This is a genomic window from Pseudomonas sp. AC355 (genome assembly GCF_979258205.1).
Genome location: NZ_OZ409843.1, coordinates 1786775 through 1802565, shown reverse-complemented (window position 1 = coordinate 1802565; position 15791 = coordinate 1786775). Strand labels below are relative to the sequence as shown.

General features: G+C 62.3%; 15 protein-coding genes and 1 pseudogene. 12 read left to right on the top strand and 4 right to left on the bottom strand.

Annotated features, from left to right (window positions below):
• Nucleotides 1–158 precede the first annotated feature (158 nt).
• The gene (locus ACZ0AI_RS08530) at nt 159–659 is read left to right on the top strand and encodes a DUF2059 domain-containing protein (RefSeq protein ID WP_463565362.1); all 501 of its coding nucleotides are present in this window, start codon (nt 159–161) and stop codon (nt 657–659) included.
• Nucleotides 660–712: 53 nt separating this feature from the next.
• Nucleotides 713–1018, top strand: a complete 306-nt coding sequence (locus ACZ0AI_RS08525; protein ID WP_225833328.1) for a BolA family protein — start codon at nt 713–715, stop codon at nt 1016–1018.
• A gap of 161 nt (nt 1019–1179) precedes the next feature.
• Here ACZ0AI_RS08525 and ACZ0AI_RS08520 read toward each other — a convergent pair whose 3' ends face one another.
• Both ACZ0AI_RS08520 and yghX read right to left on the bottom strand, forming a co-directional pair.
• Nucleotides 1180–2193 (bottom strand): zinc-dependent alcohol dehydrogenase family protein, encoded by a 1014-nt coding sequence (locus ACZ0AI_RS08520; protein ID WP_463565361.1) that lies wholly within the window; start codon nt 2191–2193, stop codon nt 1180–1182.
• 53 nt (nt 2194–2246) lie between these two features.
• Nucleotides 2247–3134: a YghX family hydrolase gene (gene yghX / locus ACZ0AI_RS08515; RefSeq protein ID WP_463565360.1), complete on the bottom strand. Its 888-nt coding sequence runs from the start codon at nt 3132–3134 to the stop codon at nt 2247–2249.
• A gap of 384 nt (nt 3135–3518) precedes the next feature.
• On the opposite strand from yghX, the gene trhO reads away from it, so the two are divergent.
• Genes trhO through ACZ0AI_RS08500 form a run of 3 tightly spaced genes read left to right on the top strand, consistent with a single transcriptional unit; the run spans nt 3519 to nt 6863 of the window.
• Nucleotides 3519–4457 carry an oxygen-dependent tRNA uridine(34) hydroxylase TrhO gene (trhO, locus tag ACZ0AI_RS08510; protein WP_463565359.1) on the top strand — a complete coding sequence of 313 codons (939 nt, stop codon included), beginning with the start codon at nt 3519–3521 and terminating at the stop codon, nt 4455–4457.
• A gap of 2 nt (nt 4458–4459) precedes the next feature.
• Nucleotides 4460–5092: a DsbA family protein gene (locus tag ACZ0AI_RS08505; protein ID WP_463565358.1), complete on the top strand. Its 633-nt coding sequence runs from the start codon at nt 4460–4462 to the stop codon at nt 5090–5092.
• The gene (locus ACZ0AI_RS08500) at nt 5085–6863 is read left to right on the top strand and encodes an ABC transporter ATP-binding protein (RefSeq protein WP_463565357.1); all 1779 of its coding nucleotides are present in this window, start codon (nt 5085–5087) and stop codon (nt 6861–6863) included. The genes ACZ0AI_RS08505 and ACZ0AI_RS08500 overlap by 8 nt, the downstream gene beginning before the upstream one ends.
• 232 nt (nt 6864–7095) lie before the next feature.
• Here ACZ0AI_RS08500 and ACZ0AI_RS08495 read toward each other — a convergent pair whose 3' ends face one another.
• On the bottom strand, nt 7096–7434 hold the full coding sequence (locus ACZ0AI_RS08495) for a hypothetical protein (protein WP_463565356.1): 339 nt from the start codon (nt 7432–7434) through the stop codon (nt 7096–7098).
• Nucleotides 7389–7697, bottom strand: a complete 309-nt coding sequence (locus ACZ0AI_RS08490) for a hypothetical protein (RefSeq protein ID WP_463566114.1) — start codon at nt 7695–7697, stop codon at nt 7389–7391. The genes ACZ0AI_RS08495 and ACZ0AI_RS08490 overlap by 46 nt, the downstream gene beginning before the upstream one ends.
• Nucleotides 7698–7993: 296 nt before the next feature.
• On the opposite strand from ACZ0AI_RS08490, the gene hppD reads away from it, so the two are divergent.
• The 7 genes and pseudogenes from hppD to ACZ0AI_RS08455 all read left to right on the top strand — a co-directional run bounded on the left by hppD (nt 7994) and on the right by ACZ0AI_RS08455 (nt 15778).
• A complete protein-coding gene (hppD, locus tag ACZ0AI_RS08485) occupies nt 7994–9076 on the top strand; it encodes a 4-hydroxyphenylpyruvate dioxygenase (protein WP_463565354.1) in 1083 nt (360 codons plus the stop codon).
• 4 nt (nt 9077–9080) lie between these two features.
• Complete coding sequence (locus ACZ0AI_RS08480; protein WP_463565353.1) at nt 9081–10220, top strand: homogentisate 1,2-dioxygenase; 1140 nt, start codon at nt 9081–9083, stop codon at nt 10218–10220.
• Nucleotides 10220–11206, top strand: coding sequence for a fumarylacetoacetate hydrolase family protein (locus ACZ0AI_RS08475; protein WP_463565352.1), 987 nt, complete (start codon nt 10220–10222; stop codon nt 11204–11206). Before ACZ0AI_RS08480 ends, ACZ0AI_RS08475 begins: the two co-directional genes overlap by 1 nt.
• 236 nt (nt 11207–11442) lie before the next feature.
• Nucleotides 11443–12093 (top strand): maleylacetoacetate isomerase, encoded by a 651-nt coding sequence (gene maiA, locus ACZ0AI_RS08470; protein WP_463565351.1) that lies wholly within the window; start codon nt 11443–11445, stop codon nt 12091–12093.
• A gap of 83 nt (nt 12094–12176) precedes the next feature.
• Complete coding sequence (locus ACZ0AI_RS08465; RefSeq protein ID WP_463565350.1) at nt 12177–13565, top strand: amino acid permease; 1389 nt, start codon at nt 12177–12179, stop codon at nt 13563–13565.
• Nucleotides 13566–13822: 257 nt separating this feature from the next.
• Nucleotides 13823–14923: pseudogene (locus tag ACZ0AI_RS08460) on the top strand (HAMP domain-containing protein); the annotation flags it as partial.
• Complete coding sequence (locus tag ACZ0AI_RS08455) at nt 14906–15778, top strand: methyl-accepting chemotaxis protein (RefSeq protein ID WP_463566076.1); 873 nt, start codon at nt 14906–14908, stop codon at nt 15776–15778. The pseudogene ACZ0AI_RS08460 and the gene ACZ0AI_RS08455, both read left to right, overlap by 18 nt.
• Nucleotides 15779–15791 lie beyond the last annotated feature (13 nt).

Sequence of the window (15791 nt, the reverse complement as noted above, 5' to 3'; positions counted from 1 at the left end):
AAGGGTGCGCCAATAGGCATTTAGCGATAGTCATGAGCTCTTGATAGCCAGGCCAAGATCGTTCACCTGTGCGAAAAGGCTTGAGAGGCAAGTGGACGCGGCACAAAATGCGCGACAGTCGGTCAAAGCACCTCACCCTCGTGATCAGGAGTACCCCGATGTCCCGTATCCCCGCACTCTGCATTGCCGCTCTGCTGGCTGTCGGCAGCACCCAGGTGCTGGCCGATGCCCGCAGCCATGCCGCCGATGCCGAGCGCTTCCTGCAGCTCGCCCACGCCGACAAGCTCGCCGTTCCGGTGTACGCCCAGGTTCAGCAGATGTTCGCCCAGCGTTTCGCCGAGGCCAAGGCCCCGGAAAGCAAGCAGGCGGTGCTGGAAACCTACCAGGCCAAGGCCAACGCCGAGCTGGACAAGGCTGTCGGCTGGGACAAGCTCAAGCCCGATATGGTCAAGCTATACACCAGCAACTTCAACGAGCAGGAGCTCAAGGATCTGATCGCTTTCTACCAGTCGCCACTGGGTCAGAAGGTACTGCAGAAAATGCCGGCACTGACCGCGCAGTCGGCTCAGATCACACAGGCCAAGCTGGAAAGCGCGGTACCGTCGGTGAACAAGCTGCTGTCGGACATGGGCACTGAACTGGGCGCCAAGAAGCCCTGATATCCGCCGTGGTCGGCACTGGCCGGCCACGGTTTTCCCTCGCGGAGCAATCGATGTCCAAAATTGAACACCTCCAGACCGCTTTCGCGGCTTTGCAACCTGAGCATCTTGACGTGCTGGACGAGAGCCATATGCACAGCCGCGGTTTGGAAACCCATTACAAGGCTGTAATCGTCAGCCCGCAGTTCGATGGCCTCAACGCCGTCAAGCGCCATCAAAAAGTGTACGGCGTGCTAGGCGATCTGATGAGCCAGGTGCATGCCCTGGCGCTGCATACCTACACCCCTCAGGAATGGGCCGCTCAGGGTATCGCCCCGGACTCGCCGACCTGCCGCGGTGGCAGCAAGCACGACCATTGATCCATTGTGCAGAGTGGTTAGCGCTTCACCGACCACAAGGCCGTTCAGCGCCATAGTCGCCGGGTGCGGTTCGCAGGTTTTCAGTTCTGGCTGCGTTGTGAATGATGGGCTGAAGCGGATCGCCGCCCGGCCCACCCTACGCGGACGTTCCGGTAACGCTGTTACCACTCGACCACGATCTTGCCGAAATGGCCGCCACTTTCCTGCAGCCGAAAGGCGTCTGCGAGATTTTCCAGAGCGAAGCTGCGGTCGATGATCGGGCGTACGCCGGACTGTTCCAGCGCGCGGATGTAGTCCTGCTGATGGCGACGGCTGCCGACGATCAGGCCCTGCAGGCGCACCTGCTTGGCCATCAGTAACGAAGTCGGCACTTCGCCCTGGCGTCCGGTCAGCACGCCGATCAAGGCGATATGACCGCCCACGCGCACGGCGCTGATCGATTGCGCCAGGGTGCCTGGCCCGCCGACTTCGACGACCTGATCGACGCCACGTTCACCGGTCAGCTCCAGTACCTGTTTGCCCCAGTCCGGCGTCTTTCGATAGTTGATAGTGTGATCGGCGCCGAGCTGGCGCAGCCGCTCGAGCTTCTCGTCGGACGAGGAGGTGGCGATCACCGAGGCGCCCATCATCCTGGCGATCTGCAGGGCCGCGATGGACACGCCGCCGCTGCCCAGAATCAGTACGCTGTCACCGGCTTTCAGTCCGCCATCGACGACTAGGGCTCGCCACGCGGTCAGCCCCGCAGTGGTGATGGTCGCCGCTTCGGCATGGCTCCAGCCACGCGGCGCATGGGTGAAGGCGGTGGCGGCGCGTACCGCGTACTGGGTCGCGAAACCGTCGATACCATCGCCCGGCGTGCCGGCGAAGTTGCTGACCGGGGCGAATACGTCGCCGTCCGGCCATTGTGGGAAAAAGCCGGAAACCACTGGGTCGCCGACCTGAAACTCACTGACTCCTTCGCCCACGGCTTCGACCACGCCGGCCCCGTCGGCCATGAGTATCCGGCCATCCGCTGTAGGAATGCTGCCGTTGGCCACCAGCAGGTCGTGAAAATTCAGCGAGCTGGCGTGCAAGGCCACGCGGATCTGACCTGCCTGGGGTTGCCCGGGATCGGCGATTTCGCGGGCTTCGATGCGCTGCAGCCCGCCGGGTGCGCGAATGATCATGGCTTTCATGACTGCTCCTCGACCTTGTGCAGGCCAGTAAATCAATGGACGTAAGGTTCGATTCAGGTCAGGTAGCGTTTGAACCAGGCAATGCTGCGCTCCCAGGCGAGTTCAGCAGCGGCTTCGTCGTAGCGTGGTGTCGAATCGTTGTGGAAACCGTGATTGGTACCGGGGTAAATGTGCGCCTCGTAGGTCTTGCCGGCAGCCTTGAGTGCCGCCTCATAAGCCGGCCAGGTGGCGTTGACGTTCGGGTCTGTCTCGGCGAAATGCAGCAACAGGGGCGCCTTGATCCGAGTGACGTCTTCGGGTTTTGCCTGGCGGCCATAGAAGGGCACTGCCGCAGCCAGTTCCGGGTAGGCCACCGCAGCCGCATTGGATACTCCACCGCCATAGCAGAAGCCGGTGATGGCGATCTTGTCGGTAGTCTGATCGCTGGCCTGCAGATACTCGATCGCGGCGAAAAAATCGTTCATCAGCTTTTCCGGGTCGACCTGTTGTTGCAACTCGCGACCTTTCTCGTCATTGCCTGGGTAGCCGCCCACCGAACTCAGGCCATCCGGCGCCAGAGCCATGAAACCAGCCTTGGCGACACGCCTCGCGACATCCTCGATATAGGGGTTCAGGCCACGATTCTCGTGTACCACCACCACGCCAGGCACAGGCCCCTTGGCATTGGCCGGGCGAACTAGGTAGGCCCGCACCTGGCCGGTGCCATTGGGCGAGGAGTAGTGAAGGTAATCGGCGACGATGTCCGGATCGGTGAATTTGACCTGCTCGGCCATGGCGTAATCCGGGCTCAGGGAGGCGAGCAGGGTGGCTGCAGTAATGCCACCGACGGCGAATCGGGTCGCGCGGTCGAGAAAGTCACGGCGGCTGATCCGACCGTGTACGTAATAATCGTAGAGCTCCAGCAGCTCGGGATGAAAGTCCTTGGCGGTGAGGCGGGTCATGTGAGGCTCCTTGAATCTGCTTGATCGACTCAGGTCGATGCTGGTGCTGATCGACGACGGTAACTGGCGACGAAAAACAGGTGCACCTGCAAAGGTAGCTTACTGATCGTCTGTGCAGGGTAAGGCAGCGTCCTGCCCATCAGCGTTCGAGTCGATCGGGATCATTTCCGTTGGCCACGTACTATCTGGCAGTGGCGCGCTTGGTGCAGCCCATTGCGCGTCGCCCTACACCTGAGCGGTCAACACCAGTAAACTAGCCGGCCCATTTCCAATCCAGCCCATACTCCGGCAACGCCAGAGGCTGTGGCGAGCGATTTGCGGCAGTGGTTTCCCATTTCGTACCCAGTCCGCCCTTTGCGAGGGCGACTACTGAAGGACAGTGACATGACCAACAATATCGTCGTGGCGGCGCTCTACAAGTTCGTTTCCCTGCCGGACTATGAGGCGCTGCGCCAACCCTTGCTCGACACCTTGGTCGCCAATGGCATCAAGGGCACGCTGCTGCTCGCCGAAGAGGGCATCAACGGTACCGTTTCCGGCAGCCGTGAAGGCATCGACGGCCTGTTCGCCTGGTTCGCCCTCGATCCGCGTCTGGCCGATGTCGATCACAAGGAGTCGTACTGCGCCGAGCAGCCGTTCTACCGTTCCAAGGTCAAACTGAAAAAGGAAATCGTCACCCTCGGTGTTCCGGGCGTCGATCCTAACCAGCGTGTTGGTACCTACGTTGAGCCTCAGGACTGGAACGCGCTGATCGCCGACCCCGAAGTGCTGTTGATCGACACCCGCAACGATTACGAGGTATCTATCGGCACCTTCGAAGGCGCCATCGACCCGCAGACTAAATCCTTCCGCGAGTTTCCGGCCTACATCCGCGAGCACTTCGACCCCAGCAAGCACAAGAAGGTGGCGATGTTCTGCACCGGTGGCATCCGCTGCGAGAAGGCCTCCAGCTACATGCTCAACGAAGGCTTCGAGGAGGTTTACCACCTCAAGGGCGGCATCCTCAAATACCTGGAAGAAGTGCCTCAGGAAGAAACCCGCTGGCAGGGCGACTGCTTCGTCTTCGACAACCGCGTCACCGTGCGTCATGACCTCAGCGAAGGCGACTACGACCAGTGTCACGCTTGCCGTACGCCGATCTCGGTCGAGGATCGCGCCTCTGAATACTTCAGCCCAGGCGTGAGTTGCCCGCACTGTTGGGACACGCTGCCGGAGAAGACCCGCGAGGGAGCCCGTGAACGCCAGCGCCAGATCGAACTGGCGAAAGTGCGCAATCAGCCCCATCCTCTGGGCAACAACCCCCGCCAAAAACACGAGGCCTGAGGATGCACGCGCGCCTACTCTATGTAATGGATCCGATGTGCTCCTGGTGCTGGGGCTTCGCGCCGGTGGTCGAAGCGCTGGCAGCCCAGGCCGCCGAGCGCGGTGTGCCGATGGAACTGGTGCTTGGCGGTCTGCGCCGTGATCAGGTGGCCATCGATGCCGCCGCGCGGGTGCGTTACCTGGGCTACTGGCAGGCGGTCAATGCCAGCACTGGTCAGCTATTCAACTTTGATGCCGGGCTGCCCGAGGGCATGCGTTACGACACCGAGGCGGCTTGCCGAGCGGTGGTCACCGTGCGTGGCCTCGACCCGCAGAGTGCCTGGCCAATGGCGCGCCGCATTCAGCAGGCCTTCTACCAGGAAGGTGCGGACGTGACCCAGGCAACGACCCTGGTGCGCTTGGCCGAAGAGGTTGGTATTCCGCGCATCGAATTCGCCGAAGCCTTCGACAGCGAAGAACAGCACAAGGCCACTGCCGCGGATTTCAGCTGGGCACAAGATCTCGGCATCTCCGGTTTCCCGACCTTGCTGGCCGAGAAGGGCGGGCGCCTGGCATTACTCACCAACGGCTATCAGCCACTCGACGCCCTGTCGCCACTGCTCGCGCGCTGGCTGGAGCATGCCATCGATGGTTGATCGCCTGAGCTGGGCGGAAATCCGTCGCCTGGCCTTGCGCCACAAGCGAGCGCTGATCCTCGCCAATCTAGTCGCCGTGCTGGCGACCCTGTGCAGCGTGCCAATCCCCTTGCTGCTGCCATTGCTGGTCGATGAAGTCCTGTTAGGTGACGGCAATACCGCGCTCAAGGTGATGGACAACTTTCTGCCCGACGCCTGGCAAACGGCGGTGGGCTACATTTTTTTGATGCTGGCGCTGACGTTCGTGCTACGCGGCTGTGCGCTGATTTTCAACGTGGTGCAGGCGCGACTGTTCGCGCGGCTCTCCAAGGACATCGTCTATCGCATCCGTATCCGTCTGATCGAGCGGCTCAAGCGTATTTCTCTCGCCGAGTACGAAAGCCTCGGCGGCGGCACGGTGACCACGCATTTGGTCACCGATCTCGACACCCTCGACAAATTCATCGGCGAGACCCTGAGTCGCTTCCTGGTCGGCGTGCTGACCCTGGCCGGCACCTCGGGGATCTTGCTGTGGATGCACTGGAAGCTGGCGCTGCTGATTCTGCTGTTCAATCCCCTGGTGATTTACGCCACGGTGCAATTGGGCAAGCGCGTCAAACACCTGAAAAAACTCGAGAACGACAGCACCTCTCGGTTCACCCAGGCGCTGACGGAAACGCTGGATTCGATCCAGGAAGTGCGTGCCGGTAACCGCCAGGGCTTTTTTCTCGGTCGCCTGGGTGGGCGTGCCCGTGAGGTACGTGATTACGCCATCGCCTCGCAGTGGAAGACCGATGCCTCGAACCGCGCCAGCGGCCTGCTATTCCAGTTCGGCATTGACGTGTTTCGCGCCGCGACCATGCTCACCGTGCTGTTCTCCGACCTGTCCATCGGCCAGATGCTCGCGGTATTCAGCTACCTGTGGTTCATGATCGGTCCGGTGGAGCAATTGCTCAGCCTGCAGTACGCCTTCTATGCCGCCGGTGGTGCGCTGACCCGCATCAACCAGTTGCTGGCACGTCGCGACGAACCGGACTATGTCGGTGGCGCCGATCCGTTCAAGGGCCGTGAAACGGTGGGTATCGATATCCGTGAGCTGACCTTCTCCTACGGTGAAGAGCCAGTGCTCAGTGGGCTGAATATGTCCATCGCGCCAGGAGAAAAGGTCGCCATCGTCGGTGCCAGCGGCGGCGGCAAGAGCACCCTGGTGCAACTGCTGCTGGGCTTGTACACGCCGCAGGCGGGGATCATTCGCTTTGGTGGCAGCAGCCAGGAGGAGATCGGTCTGCCGGTCATTCGTGAGCATGTGGCGGTGGTGTTGCAGCATCCGGCTCTGTTCAACGATACGGTGCGTGCCAACCTGTGCATGGGCCGCGAGCGCAGTGACGAAGCCTGCTGGCACGCGTTGACCATTGCCCAGTTGGCACAGACCATTCGCCAGTTGCCGCAGGGCCTGGATACTGTTGTGGGTCGTTCTGGGGTGCGCCTCTCCGGAGGCCAGCGGCAACGCCTGGCCATCGCACGGATGGTGCTTGCCGAACCCAAGGTAGTGATTCTCGATGAAGCTACCTCGGCACTGGATGCCGCTACCGAATACGCCCTGCACGAAGCCCTGGCGCAGTTTCTCAGCGGCCGCACCACGCTGATCATCGCCCACCGCCTGAGCGCGGTTAAGCAGGCTGATCGGGTACTGGTATTCGATGGCGGCAGCGTCGCCGAAGATGGTGACCACCGCCAACTGATCGCCGACGGCGGCCTGTACGCCAAGCTGTACGGCAATCTGCAGCACTAGGCGGGCTAACCCAGTACGGCGTGGGAGCCCGCTTGCGGGCGATGCAAGAGCGGCCATATCGCAAGATCGGCGTTGGCAAGACGATTCGCCCGCAAGCGGGCTCCTACACTACTGAGCTGTCTGCAGGCTGTGCGGTTGCCGCCAGCCCTGTAGGAGCGTCGCCCTCGGCGCGAAACGATTGTGGCCTGACCGCATCATTTGCGGCGATCCGCCGAGCTACCGATAACGTTCTCTACTCGTGTTGCAGTTTACTGCCCCATTGCTGGATCGCCTTGGTGCGTTGCACGCTGGCGTTGACGGCCTTGTCGAGTTCTTCGTTGTAATCATCCAGCCAGCTGCGCGAGCCGGGGATCATGTCGGCCAGGTCGCGCATGCCGTTCTTCAGGGCCTGCAGGCTCTGCTGGAAGCTCTGCTCCTGACCCAGCAGGGTGCGGCCCATAAGTTTCAGCGCGGCGATGTCCTGGGACGGCGGTGCCGCTGGCGCCGCGGCAGCTGGCGCCGCGGGCGGCGGGGTGGCAGCCAGTTTCAGTAGGGCATCCTGGCGTTTTTGATCCTCTTTGAGGCTGGCCAATTCCTTTTCCAGCGCTTCGGCACGCTGCTGGACGGCGGCGAATGCAGCGGGGTCGAAAGGGGGGGCTCGTCAGCGAGCATCTTCACCACCGCCGAGGTGGCCAGGCTGGAGAGCACGATGAACAGCAGCAGCGCCAAGCCGAAGATCAGCAGGCGGTTGAGGCGGTTGGCCTTTTCCAGCTTGGCCAGGCGCACCTCATCGCTATCAGGCGTGAGATCGAACGCGGCGGTGCTCTCGGCTTCGGAAGGCGTTTCACTGCTCATAGCGGCCTCGTTGTTGGCTCGTCTTGGATGGTTGTCATTCTGGCAGCGTTTACGGTTATCTGCCTGTCATTCGGCCATCATCCCGTCGGCAGCCAAATCGACCATGCTGTAAAGAAAGGTTTACGAGTGGGGGAGATCTGTCGCTCTGAAAGCAGTGAATATTGGCCCGCGCCCATGTGATGTATCGATCCGTTGCCACGGCCTAGTCCTATAGTCGCACTGCATCCCATCTGGAGGCCTTGCCCCAGGCTCTCGCCTCGACTGTCATGAAGCCATAACGACAACGAGGACAACCCATGAACGCCGTGTCCAGAATCGAACAGCACAACCCCATCGGAACCGACGGTTTCGAGTTCGTCGAATTCACCGCCCCTACGCCTGAAGGCATCGAGCAACTGCGCCAGCTATTCACCGCCATGGGCTTCACCGAAACGGCCAAGCACCGCAGCAAGCAGGTGTGGCTGTTCCAGCAGCACGGCGTCAATTTCGTTCTCAATGGCAGCCCGACTGGCCATGTGCACGCCTTTGCCGAGAAGCACGGGCCGAGCGCCTGTGCCATGGCCTTCCGGGTTCGCAACGCCGCCCAGGCTGCCGCCTACGTGAAGGAGCAGGGCGCTACGCTGGTCGGTAGCCACGCCAACTTCGGTGAGTTGAATATTCCTTGCGTCGAGGGTATCGGCGGCTCGCTGCTGTATCTGGTTGATCGTTACGGCGAACAAAGCATCTACGACGTGGACTTCGAGTTCATCGAAGGTCGCGGCCCGGACGACAACGCCGTCGGCCTGCAGATGATCGACCACCTCACCCACAACGTGAAGCGCGGGCAGATGGACGTCTGGTTCAGCTTCTACGAGCGCATCGCCGGGTTTCGCGAGATCCGCTATTTCGATATCGAAGGCAAGCTCACCGGCCTGGTTTCCCGGGCCATGACCGCGCCCTGCGGCAAGATCCGCATTCCCATCAACGAGTCGGCGGACGACAAGTCGCAGATCGAGGAATTCATCCGCGAGTACCACGGTGAGGGTATCCAGCATATCGCGCTGTCCACCGACGACATCTACGCCACCGTGCGCAAGCTGCAGGCCAACGGCGTGGCGTTCATGAGCACGCCGGACACCTATTACGAGAAGGTCGACCAGCGCGTGGCCGGGCATGGCGAGCCGCTGGACGTGCTGCGTGACCTAAGCCTGCTGATCGACGGTGCGCCAGGTGACGACGGCATTCTGCTGCAGATCTTCACCAATACGGTGATCGGTCCGATCTTCTTCGAGATCATCCAGCGCAAGGGCAATCAGGGCTTCGGCGAGGGCAATTTCAAGGCCCTGTTCGAATCCATCGAAGAGGATCAGTTGCGTCGTGGTGTGATCAGCGAGGAGTGAAGCCATGAGCCGCAAATGGATCAGCTTTCCCCTGCGTGAAGGCGAGCACTCGCGCCAGGCTCACTGTGACTTGCCGAGCGAGACCTACGAGCGGGAGATGGGCCGCGAGGGTTTCTTCGGCCCTGTGACCCATCTGCATCACAAGCATCCGCCCACCGGCTGGGTCGACTGGCAGGGCCCGCTGCGGCCCCATGCCTTCGACTTCAACCGGATTGCCAGCGAGCACGACTGTCCGCTGCAGGCGCCGCTGACCCTGCATAACGCCGACATTCGCTTGCGCGTGTGGAAGACCGCCGGCGCCATGAACCACCTGGTGCGCAACAGCGATGGCGACGAACTGCTGTTCGTGCATGACGGCGCAGGGCACTTCTACTGTGATTTCGGGCACCTGGAGTATCGCGATGGCGATTATCTGGTGATTCCCCGTGGCACCGCCTGGCGCATCGAGCCGACAGCGCCCAGCCATTTCCTGCTGATCGAAAACACCGATGGCGCCTATCAGGTTCCCGACAAGGGGCTGCTCGGGCCTCAGGCGATCTTCGATCCGGCGGTGCTCGATTACCCACATATCGATGATGCCTTCAGGGCCCAGCAGGACGAACGCAGCTGGCAGATCCGCATCAAGCGGCGCAACCAGATCAGCACCGTGACCTACCCCTACAACCCGCTGGATGTGGTGGGCTGGCACGGCGACAACACCGTGGTGCGCCTCAACTGGCGGGATATCCGGCCGCTGGCGAGCCATCGCTACCACCTGCCACCGTCGGTACACACCACCTTCGTGGCCAATGGTTTCGTGGTCTGCACCTTCACACCACGGCCGGTGGAGTCCGACCCTGGCGCGCTCAAGGTGCCGTTCTTCCACAACAACGATGACTACGACGAAGTGCTGTTCTATCACCGCGGCAATTTCTTCAGCCGTGACAATATCGAAGCGGGGATGGTCACCCTGCATCCCTGTGGCTTCCCCCATGGCCCGCACCCCAAGGCCCTGAAGAAGGCGCAGACCGACCCAGCCACCTTCACCGATGAGGTGGCGGTGATGATCGACACGCGTCGTGCCCTGGAGGTGGCTGACGCCGCCGCTGCGGTGGACGTTGCCGAGTACGTGAATTCCTGGCGTGCGCCGGGCAAGGAGTCCTGATGAAACTGGCATCACTGAACCAGGGCCGTGATGGCGTGCTGGTGGTCGTCTCCCGCGATCTGTCACGTGCCGTTCGCGTGCCGCAGATCACCCACACGCTGCAGGCCGCCCTGGATCAATGGGCGAGCGTGCGGGCACAGCTGGAGGCGGTCTACCAGCGTCTCAATGATGGCCTGGAGGCCGCCGCGTTCGACTTCGACCAGCGCGATTGCCACAGCCCGCTGCCGCGCGCCTATCACTGGGCCGATGGCAGTGCCTACGTCAATCATGTCGAGCTGGTGCGCAAGGCCCGTGGTGCCGAGATGCCCGAGTCGTTCTGGCACGAGCCGCTGATGTACCAGGGCGGTTCGGATGCCTTCATCCCGCCCCACGCGCCGATCCGCCTGGGTGACGAAGCCTGGGGTATCGATCTGGAAGCCGAACTGGCGGTGATCACTGACGACGTACCGATGGGTGTCACGCCTGCCCAGGCACTCGGGCATGTACAGTTGCTGCTGCTGGTCAACGACGTGTCGCTGCGCAACCTGATTCCCGGCGAGCTGGCCAAGGGCTTCGGCTTCTACCAGAGCAAGCCATCGTCGAGTTTCTCACCGGTGGCGGTCACCCCGGACGAGCTGGGCGAGAGCTGGCGCGAGGGGCGGGTACATCGGCCGCTGGTGTCGCACATCAACGACCAGCTGTTCGGCCAGCCTGATGCCGGCACCGACATGACCTTCGACTTTCCTACGCTGATTGCCCACGCCGCGCGTACCCGCCCCCTGGGCAGCGGCACCATCATCGGCTCGGGCACCGTCTCCAATTACGACCGCAGTGCCGGCTCCAGCTGCCTGGCCGAGAAACGCATGCTGGAAGTGCTCGAACACGGCGAGGCGAAAACCCCGTTTCTCAAGTTCGGTGACCGGGTGCGCATCGAGATGTTCGACGCCGCCGGGGCTAGTATCTTTGGCGCCATCGACCAAGTGGTAGAACGCTACGAAGTTTACTGAACCGCGATGCTATCGGCGCCTTCAAGGCTGATCGCGGCTGAAGCCGCTCCCACGAGGTGGTGTTTCGAAGGTAGCCCGCACCCTGACTTAGGGTCGACGCAACGGGTGCGCATCGATCTAGTGAAGTGCTACGACGCTCCTGATGCGTGGGAGCGGCTTTAGCCGCGATGGCGATGGCACGTTCAAGATTGATCGCGGCTAAGGCCGCTCCCCCAGGTCATGTTAAGGAGCCCGGCATGCTGACGCTATACGGCTACTGGCGCTCCAGCGCCGCTTACCGGGTGCGTATTGCACTCAACCTGAAGGGCCTCGCTTACCGGCACGTGCCGGTGCATCTGGTTCGCGACGGTGGTGAGCAGCACGGCGATGCCTACCGGGCGCTGAACCCCCAGGGCCTGGTGCCGCTGCTGGTGGATGAGGAGAACGGTGGCGTGCGGATCGCCCAGTCCCTGGCGATTCTCGAATACCTCGACGAGATCTTTCCGGTGCCGGCGATCCTGCCTGGTGACCCGGCCCAGCGCGCGGCGGTCAGGGCGCTGGCGCTGCACATCGCCTGCGAGGTGCATCCGCTCGATAACCTGCGGGTGCTGCAGTATCTCGAGCGTGAGTTGGGCGTCTCCGAGGAGGAAAAAAACGTCTGGTACCGGCACTGGGTGGCTCAGGGCCTAGCTGCCGTGGAGCAGGGCCTGGTGGCGTACGGTGAAACATTTTCCCTGGGCAAGCGGCCCGGCTATCTGGAAGCCTGTTTGGTTCCACAGGTGTACAATGCGCGCCGTTTCGACTGTGACCTCGATGCGTATCCTCGCATCCTCGCTCTGACCGCACGCTGTGAGGCCCTCGAGGCATTCCAGCAAGCCGCACCGGATGCCCAGCCCGACGCGCAGTGATCGACGAGAAAACCAAGCCATTCCGCCAGGCCACGAGCCGAGCGGGTTCGATCCCGTCACGGTCGATCACCCACAGGTGACAGATGCCAAGCGAAATGCTCCAGACAGGCCAGCTCAAGCGGGGCCTGAAGAACCGTCATATTCAATTGATCGCCCTGGGTGGCGCCATCGGCACCGGCCTGTTCCTCGGCTCGGCCGGGGTCATGGCGTCGGCCGAACCATCGATGATCCTTGGCTATGCGATTGGCGGTTTCATCGCCTTCCTGATCATGCGCCAGCTCGGCGAAATGATCGTCGAAGAGCCCGTGGCCGGCTCCTTCAGCCACTTCGCCCACGCCTACTGGGGGCCGTTCGCGGGCTTCCTGTCGGGCTGGAACTACTGGGTGCTCTACGTGCTGGTCGGCATGGCCGAGCTCACTGCAGTGGGCAAGTACGTGCAGTACTGGTGGCCAGACGTGCCGACCTGGGCCACTGCGGCGGTGTTCTTCGTCGCCATCAATGCCATCAACCTGACCAATGTGCGAGTGTTCGGCGAGGCCGAGTTCTGGTTCTCGATCATCAAGGTGGTGGCGATCATCGGCATGATCCTGCTCGGTTGCTACCTGCTGTTCAGCGGCGCAGGCGGCGAGCAGGCATCGGTCAGTAACCTGTGGAGCCACGGTGGTTTCTTCCCCAACGGTATCTCGGGGCTGGTGATGATGATGGCCATCATCATGTTCTCCTTCGGCGGCCTGGAGCTGGTGGGCATCACCGCGGCCGAAGCCGATCAGCCGAAAACGGTGATCCCCAAGGCGATCAACCAGGTGGTCTATCGCATCCTGATCTTCTACATCGGCGCGCTGACCGTACTGCTGTCGCTGCATCCCTGGGACGATCTGGTGGCGACCCTCACCGCCGGTGGCGACTCCTACGGCAGCAGCCCCTTCGTGCAGATCTTCTCGCTGATCGGTAGCGACACCGCCGCGCACATCCTCAACTTCGTGGTGCTCACCGCGGCGCTGTCGGTCTACAACAGCGGCGTGTACTGCAACAGCCGCATGCTCTATGGCCTGGCAGAGCAGGGCAATGCGCCCAAATCGCTGCTCAAGGTCGACAAGCGCGGTGTGCCGGTACTGGCGATCTTCTTCTCGGCAGCCTTCACGCTGATCTGCGTGGTGGTCAACTACCTGGTACCGAAGAGCGCACTGGAGCTGCTGATGTCCCTGGTGGTCGCCGCGCTGGTGATCAACTGGGCGATGATCAGTCTGGCCCACATCAAATTCCGCAAGGCCATGCAGGCCAAGGGCGTCGAGCCGTCGTTCAAGGCCTTCTGGTTTCCCTTCGCCAACTACCTGTGCCTGGCGTTCGTGCTGTTCATCCTTGGTGTGATGCTATTCATTCCGGGCATTCGCATGTCGGTGTTCGCCATTCCGTTCTGGTTGCTGTTCATCTGGGGCTGCTTCCAGCTGCGCCAGCGTCGGCTCGCTCGGTAACCAACGGGGCCGCCATCTGCGACACCCGCAGCACAACGCTGCGGGTGTCATTTGTGCCATCTGTTGCCGTGCTGCAACCTTTTGTTGCGCTACAGCAAACCTCTCAGTGAACCTGAAGGTATAGTGGCAACTTAATGGCGCTGCCTTTTTGTTAAGGCTTTGCGCCGCGTGGCCGATTACCTTTCTGAAGCCATGAGTAGCGTCGAAGTAACGGCGCTCGAGCACTGCAATTTATAAAAATAAATGGAGCCGCTTAGATGTTGCATTCTGCCACTCGACTGTTCGTCGACCTTTCCGTAGGCAAGAAACTTCTGATGGGCTTTGGCCTGGTGCTGTTGCTGACCGTTGCCGTGACCGGCAGTGGTTTCGTCGCCGTGCAGGCGGTGATGCAGGGGCACGCTCAGTCCCTCGGGCTGTCGACCATCGACGCGCAGATACTCGGTGCGCGGCGTATGGAGCGCGACTACGCCATCAGCCACAGCGAAGCCGATGCGCAGCGTATGCGTGAGCAGCTCGCCAAGGTGCGTGCCGGCCTGGCCGAGCAGATCGCCAGTGCCACCCCCGCCGAACGCGAGCGCCTGCAGGCCATGGATACCGCCACTGCTGATTACCTGCAGCAGTTCGATGCCAGCGTGCAGCAGCAGGCTCGCGCCAGCGAGGCCCGTACCCAGATGGGCGAAGCGGCCCAGGAAGCGCGCAGCCAGTTCGAGATGATCGAACTGGGTATGTACGATGCCGTGCGTGAGTTACGTCTGGGTGGCGACCAACTGCGGGGCAGCGACCCACTGACCCTGGCGGAAACCGCCTCCAACCTCAGCAAGCGCATGCTCGAACTGCGCGGCCACGAAAGCCAGTTCATCATTGATGGTTCGCCGGCTGCGCTGGAAGACTGGAACTTCGTCAGTTACGACCTGCAATCTTCAGCCAGCGGCCTGATGGTGTGGCTCAATGACGATCAGAAGCGCGCGATCGAGGCTGCTCTGGTGGCGCTCAGTACTTATCAGCAGGCGTTCACCAATTTCCAGGCGCTCTACGAACAAAGCAAAGCCACTGATGCAGCCATGCTCCAGCAAGCCGACCAGGTGCTGGCGCTGGCCGAGCAGGCCAAGAACGTCGAAGAGCAGAGCATGACCGATGACAGCCGTAGCGCCATGTTGCTGCTTGGCAGCATGGGCGGCGCGGCCGTGTTGATCGGCCTGTTCGCGGCGCTGAGTATCAGCCGTTCCATCGTCGCGCCGCTGCGCCAGACGGTGGCCTTCGCCCAGCGTATCGCCGGCGGTGACCTCAGTCAGGATTTGCCGCTTAATCGCCACGATGAACTCGGTCAACTGCTCGAAGCCATGCAGGGCATGACCCGTAGCCTGCGCGATCTGGTCGGGCGGATTGGCGGCGGTGTTGGGCAGATCGCCGCGGCAGCCGAGCAGCTCTCGGCGATCACCGCTCAGACCAGCGCCGGCGTGCAGAACCAGAAGGTCGAAACCGAGCAGACTGCTACCGCCATGCACCAGATGGCCGCCACCGTGCAGGAAGTCGCGCAGAACGCCGAGCAGGCATCGCTGGCCGCTGCAGATGCGGATCGTGAAGCTCAGCAGGGCAATCAGGTGGTGCAGCAGGCGATCAGCCAGATCGGCAAGCTGGCCCAGGAGGTCGAGCAGTCGGCCGAAGCCATGCAGGAGCTGAATCAGGAAAGCGGTCGTATCGGCAGCGTGCTCGAGGTGATCCGCGCGGTTGCCGAGCAGACCAACCTGCTGGCGCTCAACGCCGCCATCGAGGCCGCCCGCGCTGGCGACCAAGGGCGCGGTTTCGCCGTGGTGGCCGATGAAGTGCGAGCCCTGGCGCGACGCACCCATGACTCGACCCAGGAAATCGAAAACCTGATCGCCAATCTGCAGCGTCTGGCCGGTGGCGCCGCGACCCAGATGGAAGGCAGCCGGGCGTTGACTCAACGAACCGTGAGCCTGGCAGGCGAGGCAGGGGAGGCACTTGGCCGCATCACCCAGGCGGTGAGTACCATCGAGCAGATGAACCAGCAGATCGCCGCGGCGGCGGAAGAGCAGAGCGCGGTGGCGGAAACCATCAGCGAGAGCGTTACGCGAGTACGTGACATCGGCGAGCAGAGTGCCAGCGCCAGCCAACAAACCGCTGCATCGAGTGCCGAACTGGCCCGTCTTGGCGTCGAGCTGCAGGGCCTGGTGCGGCAGTTCCGAATCTGAGCCCGTGATACCT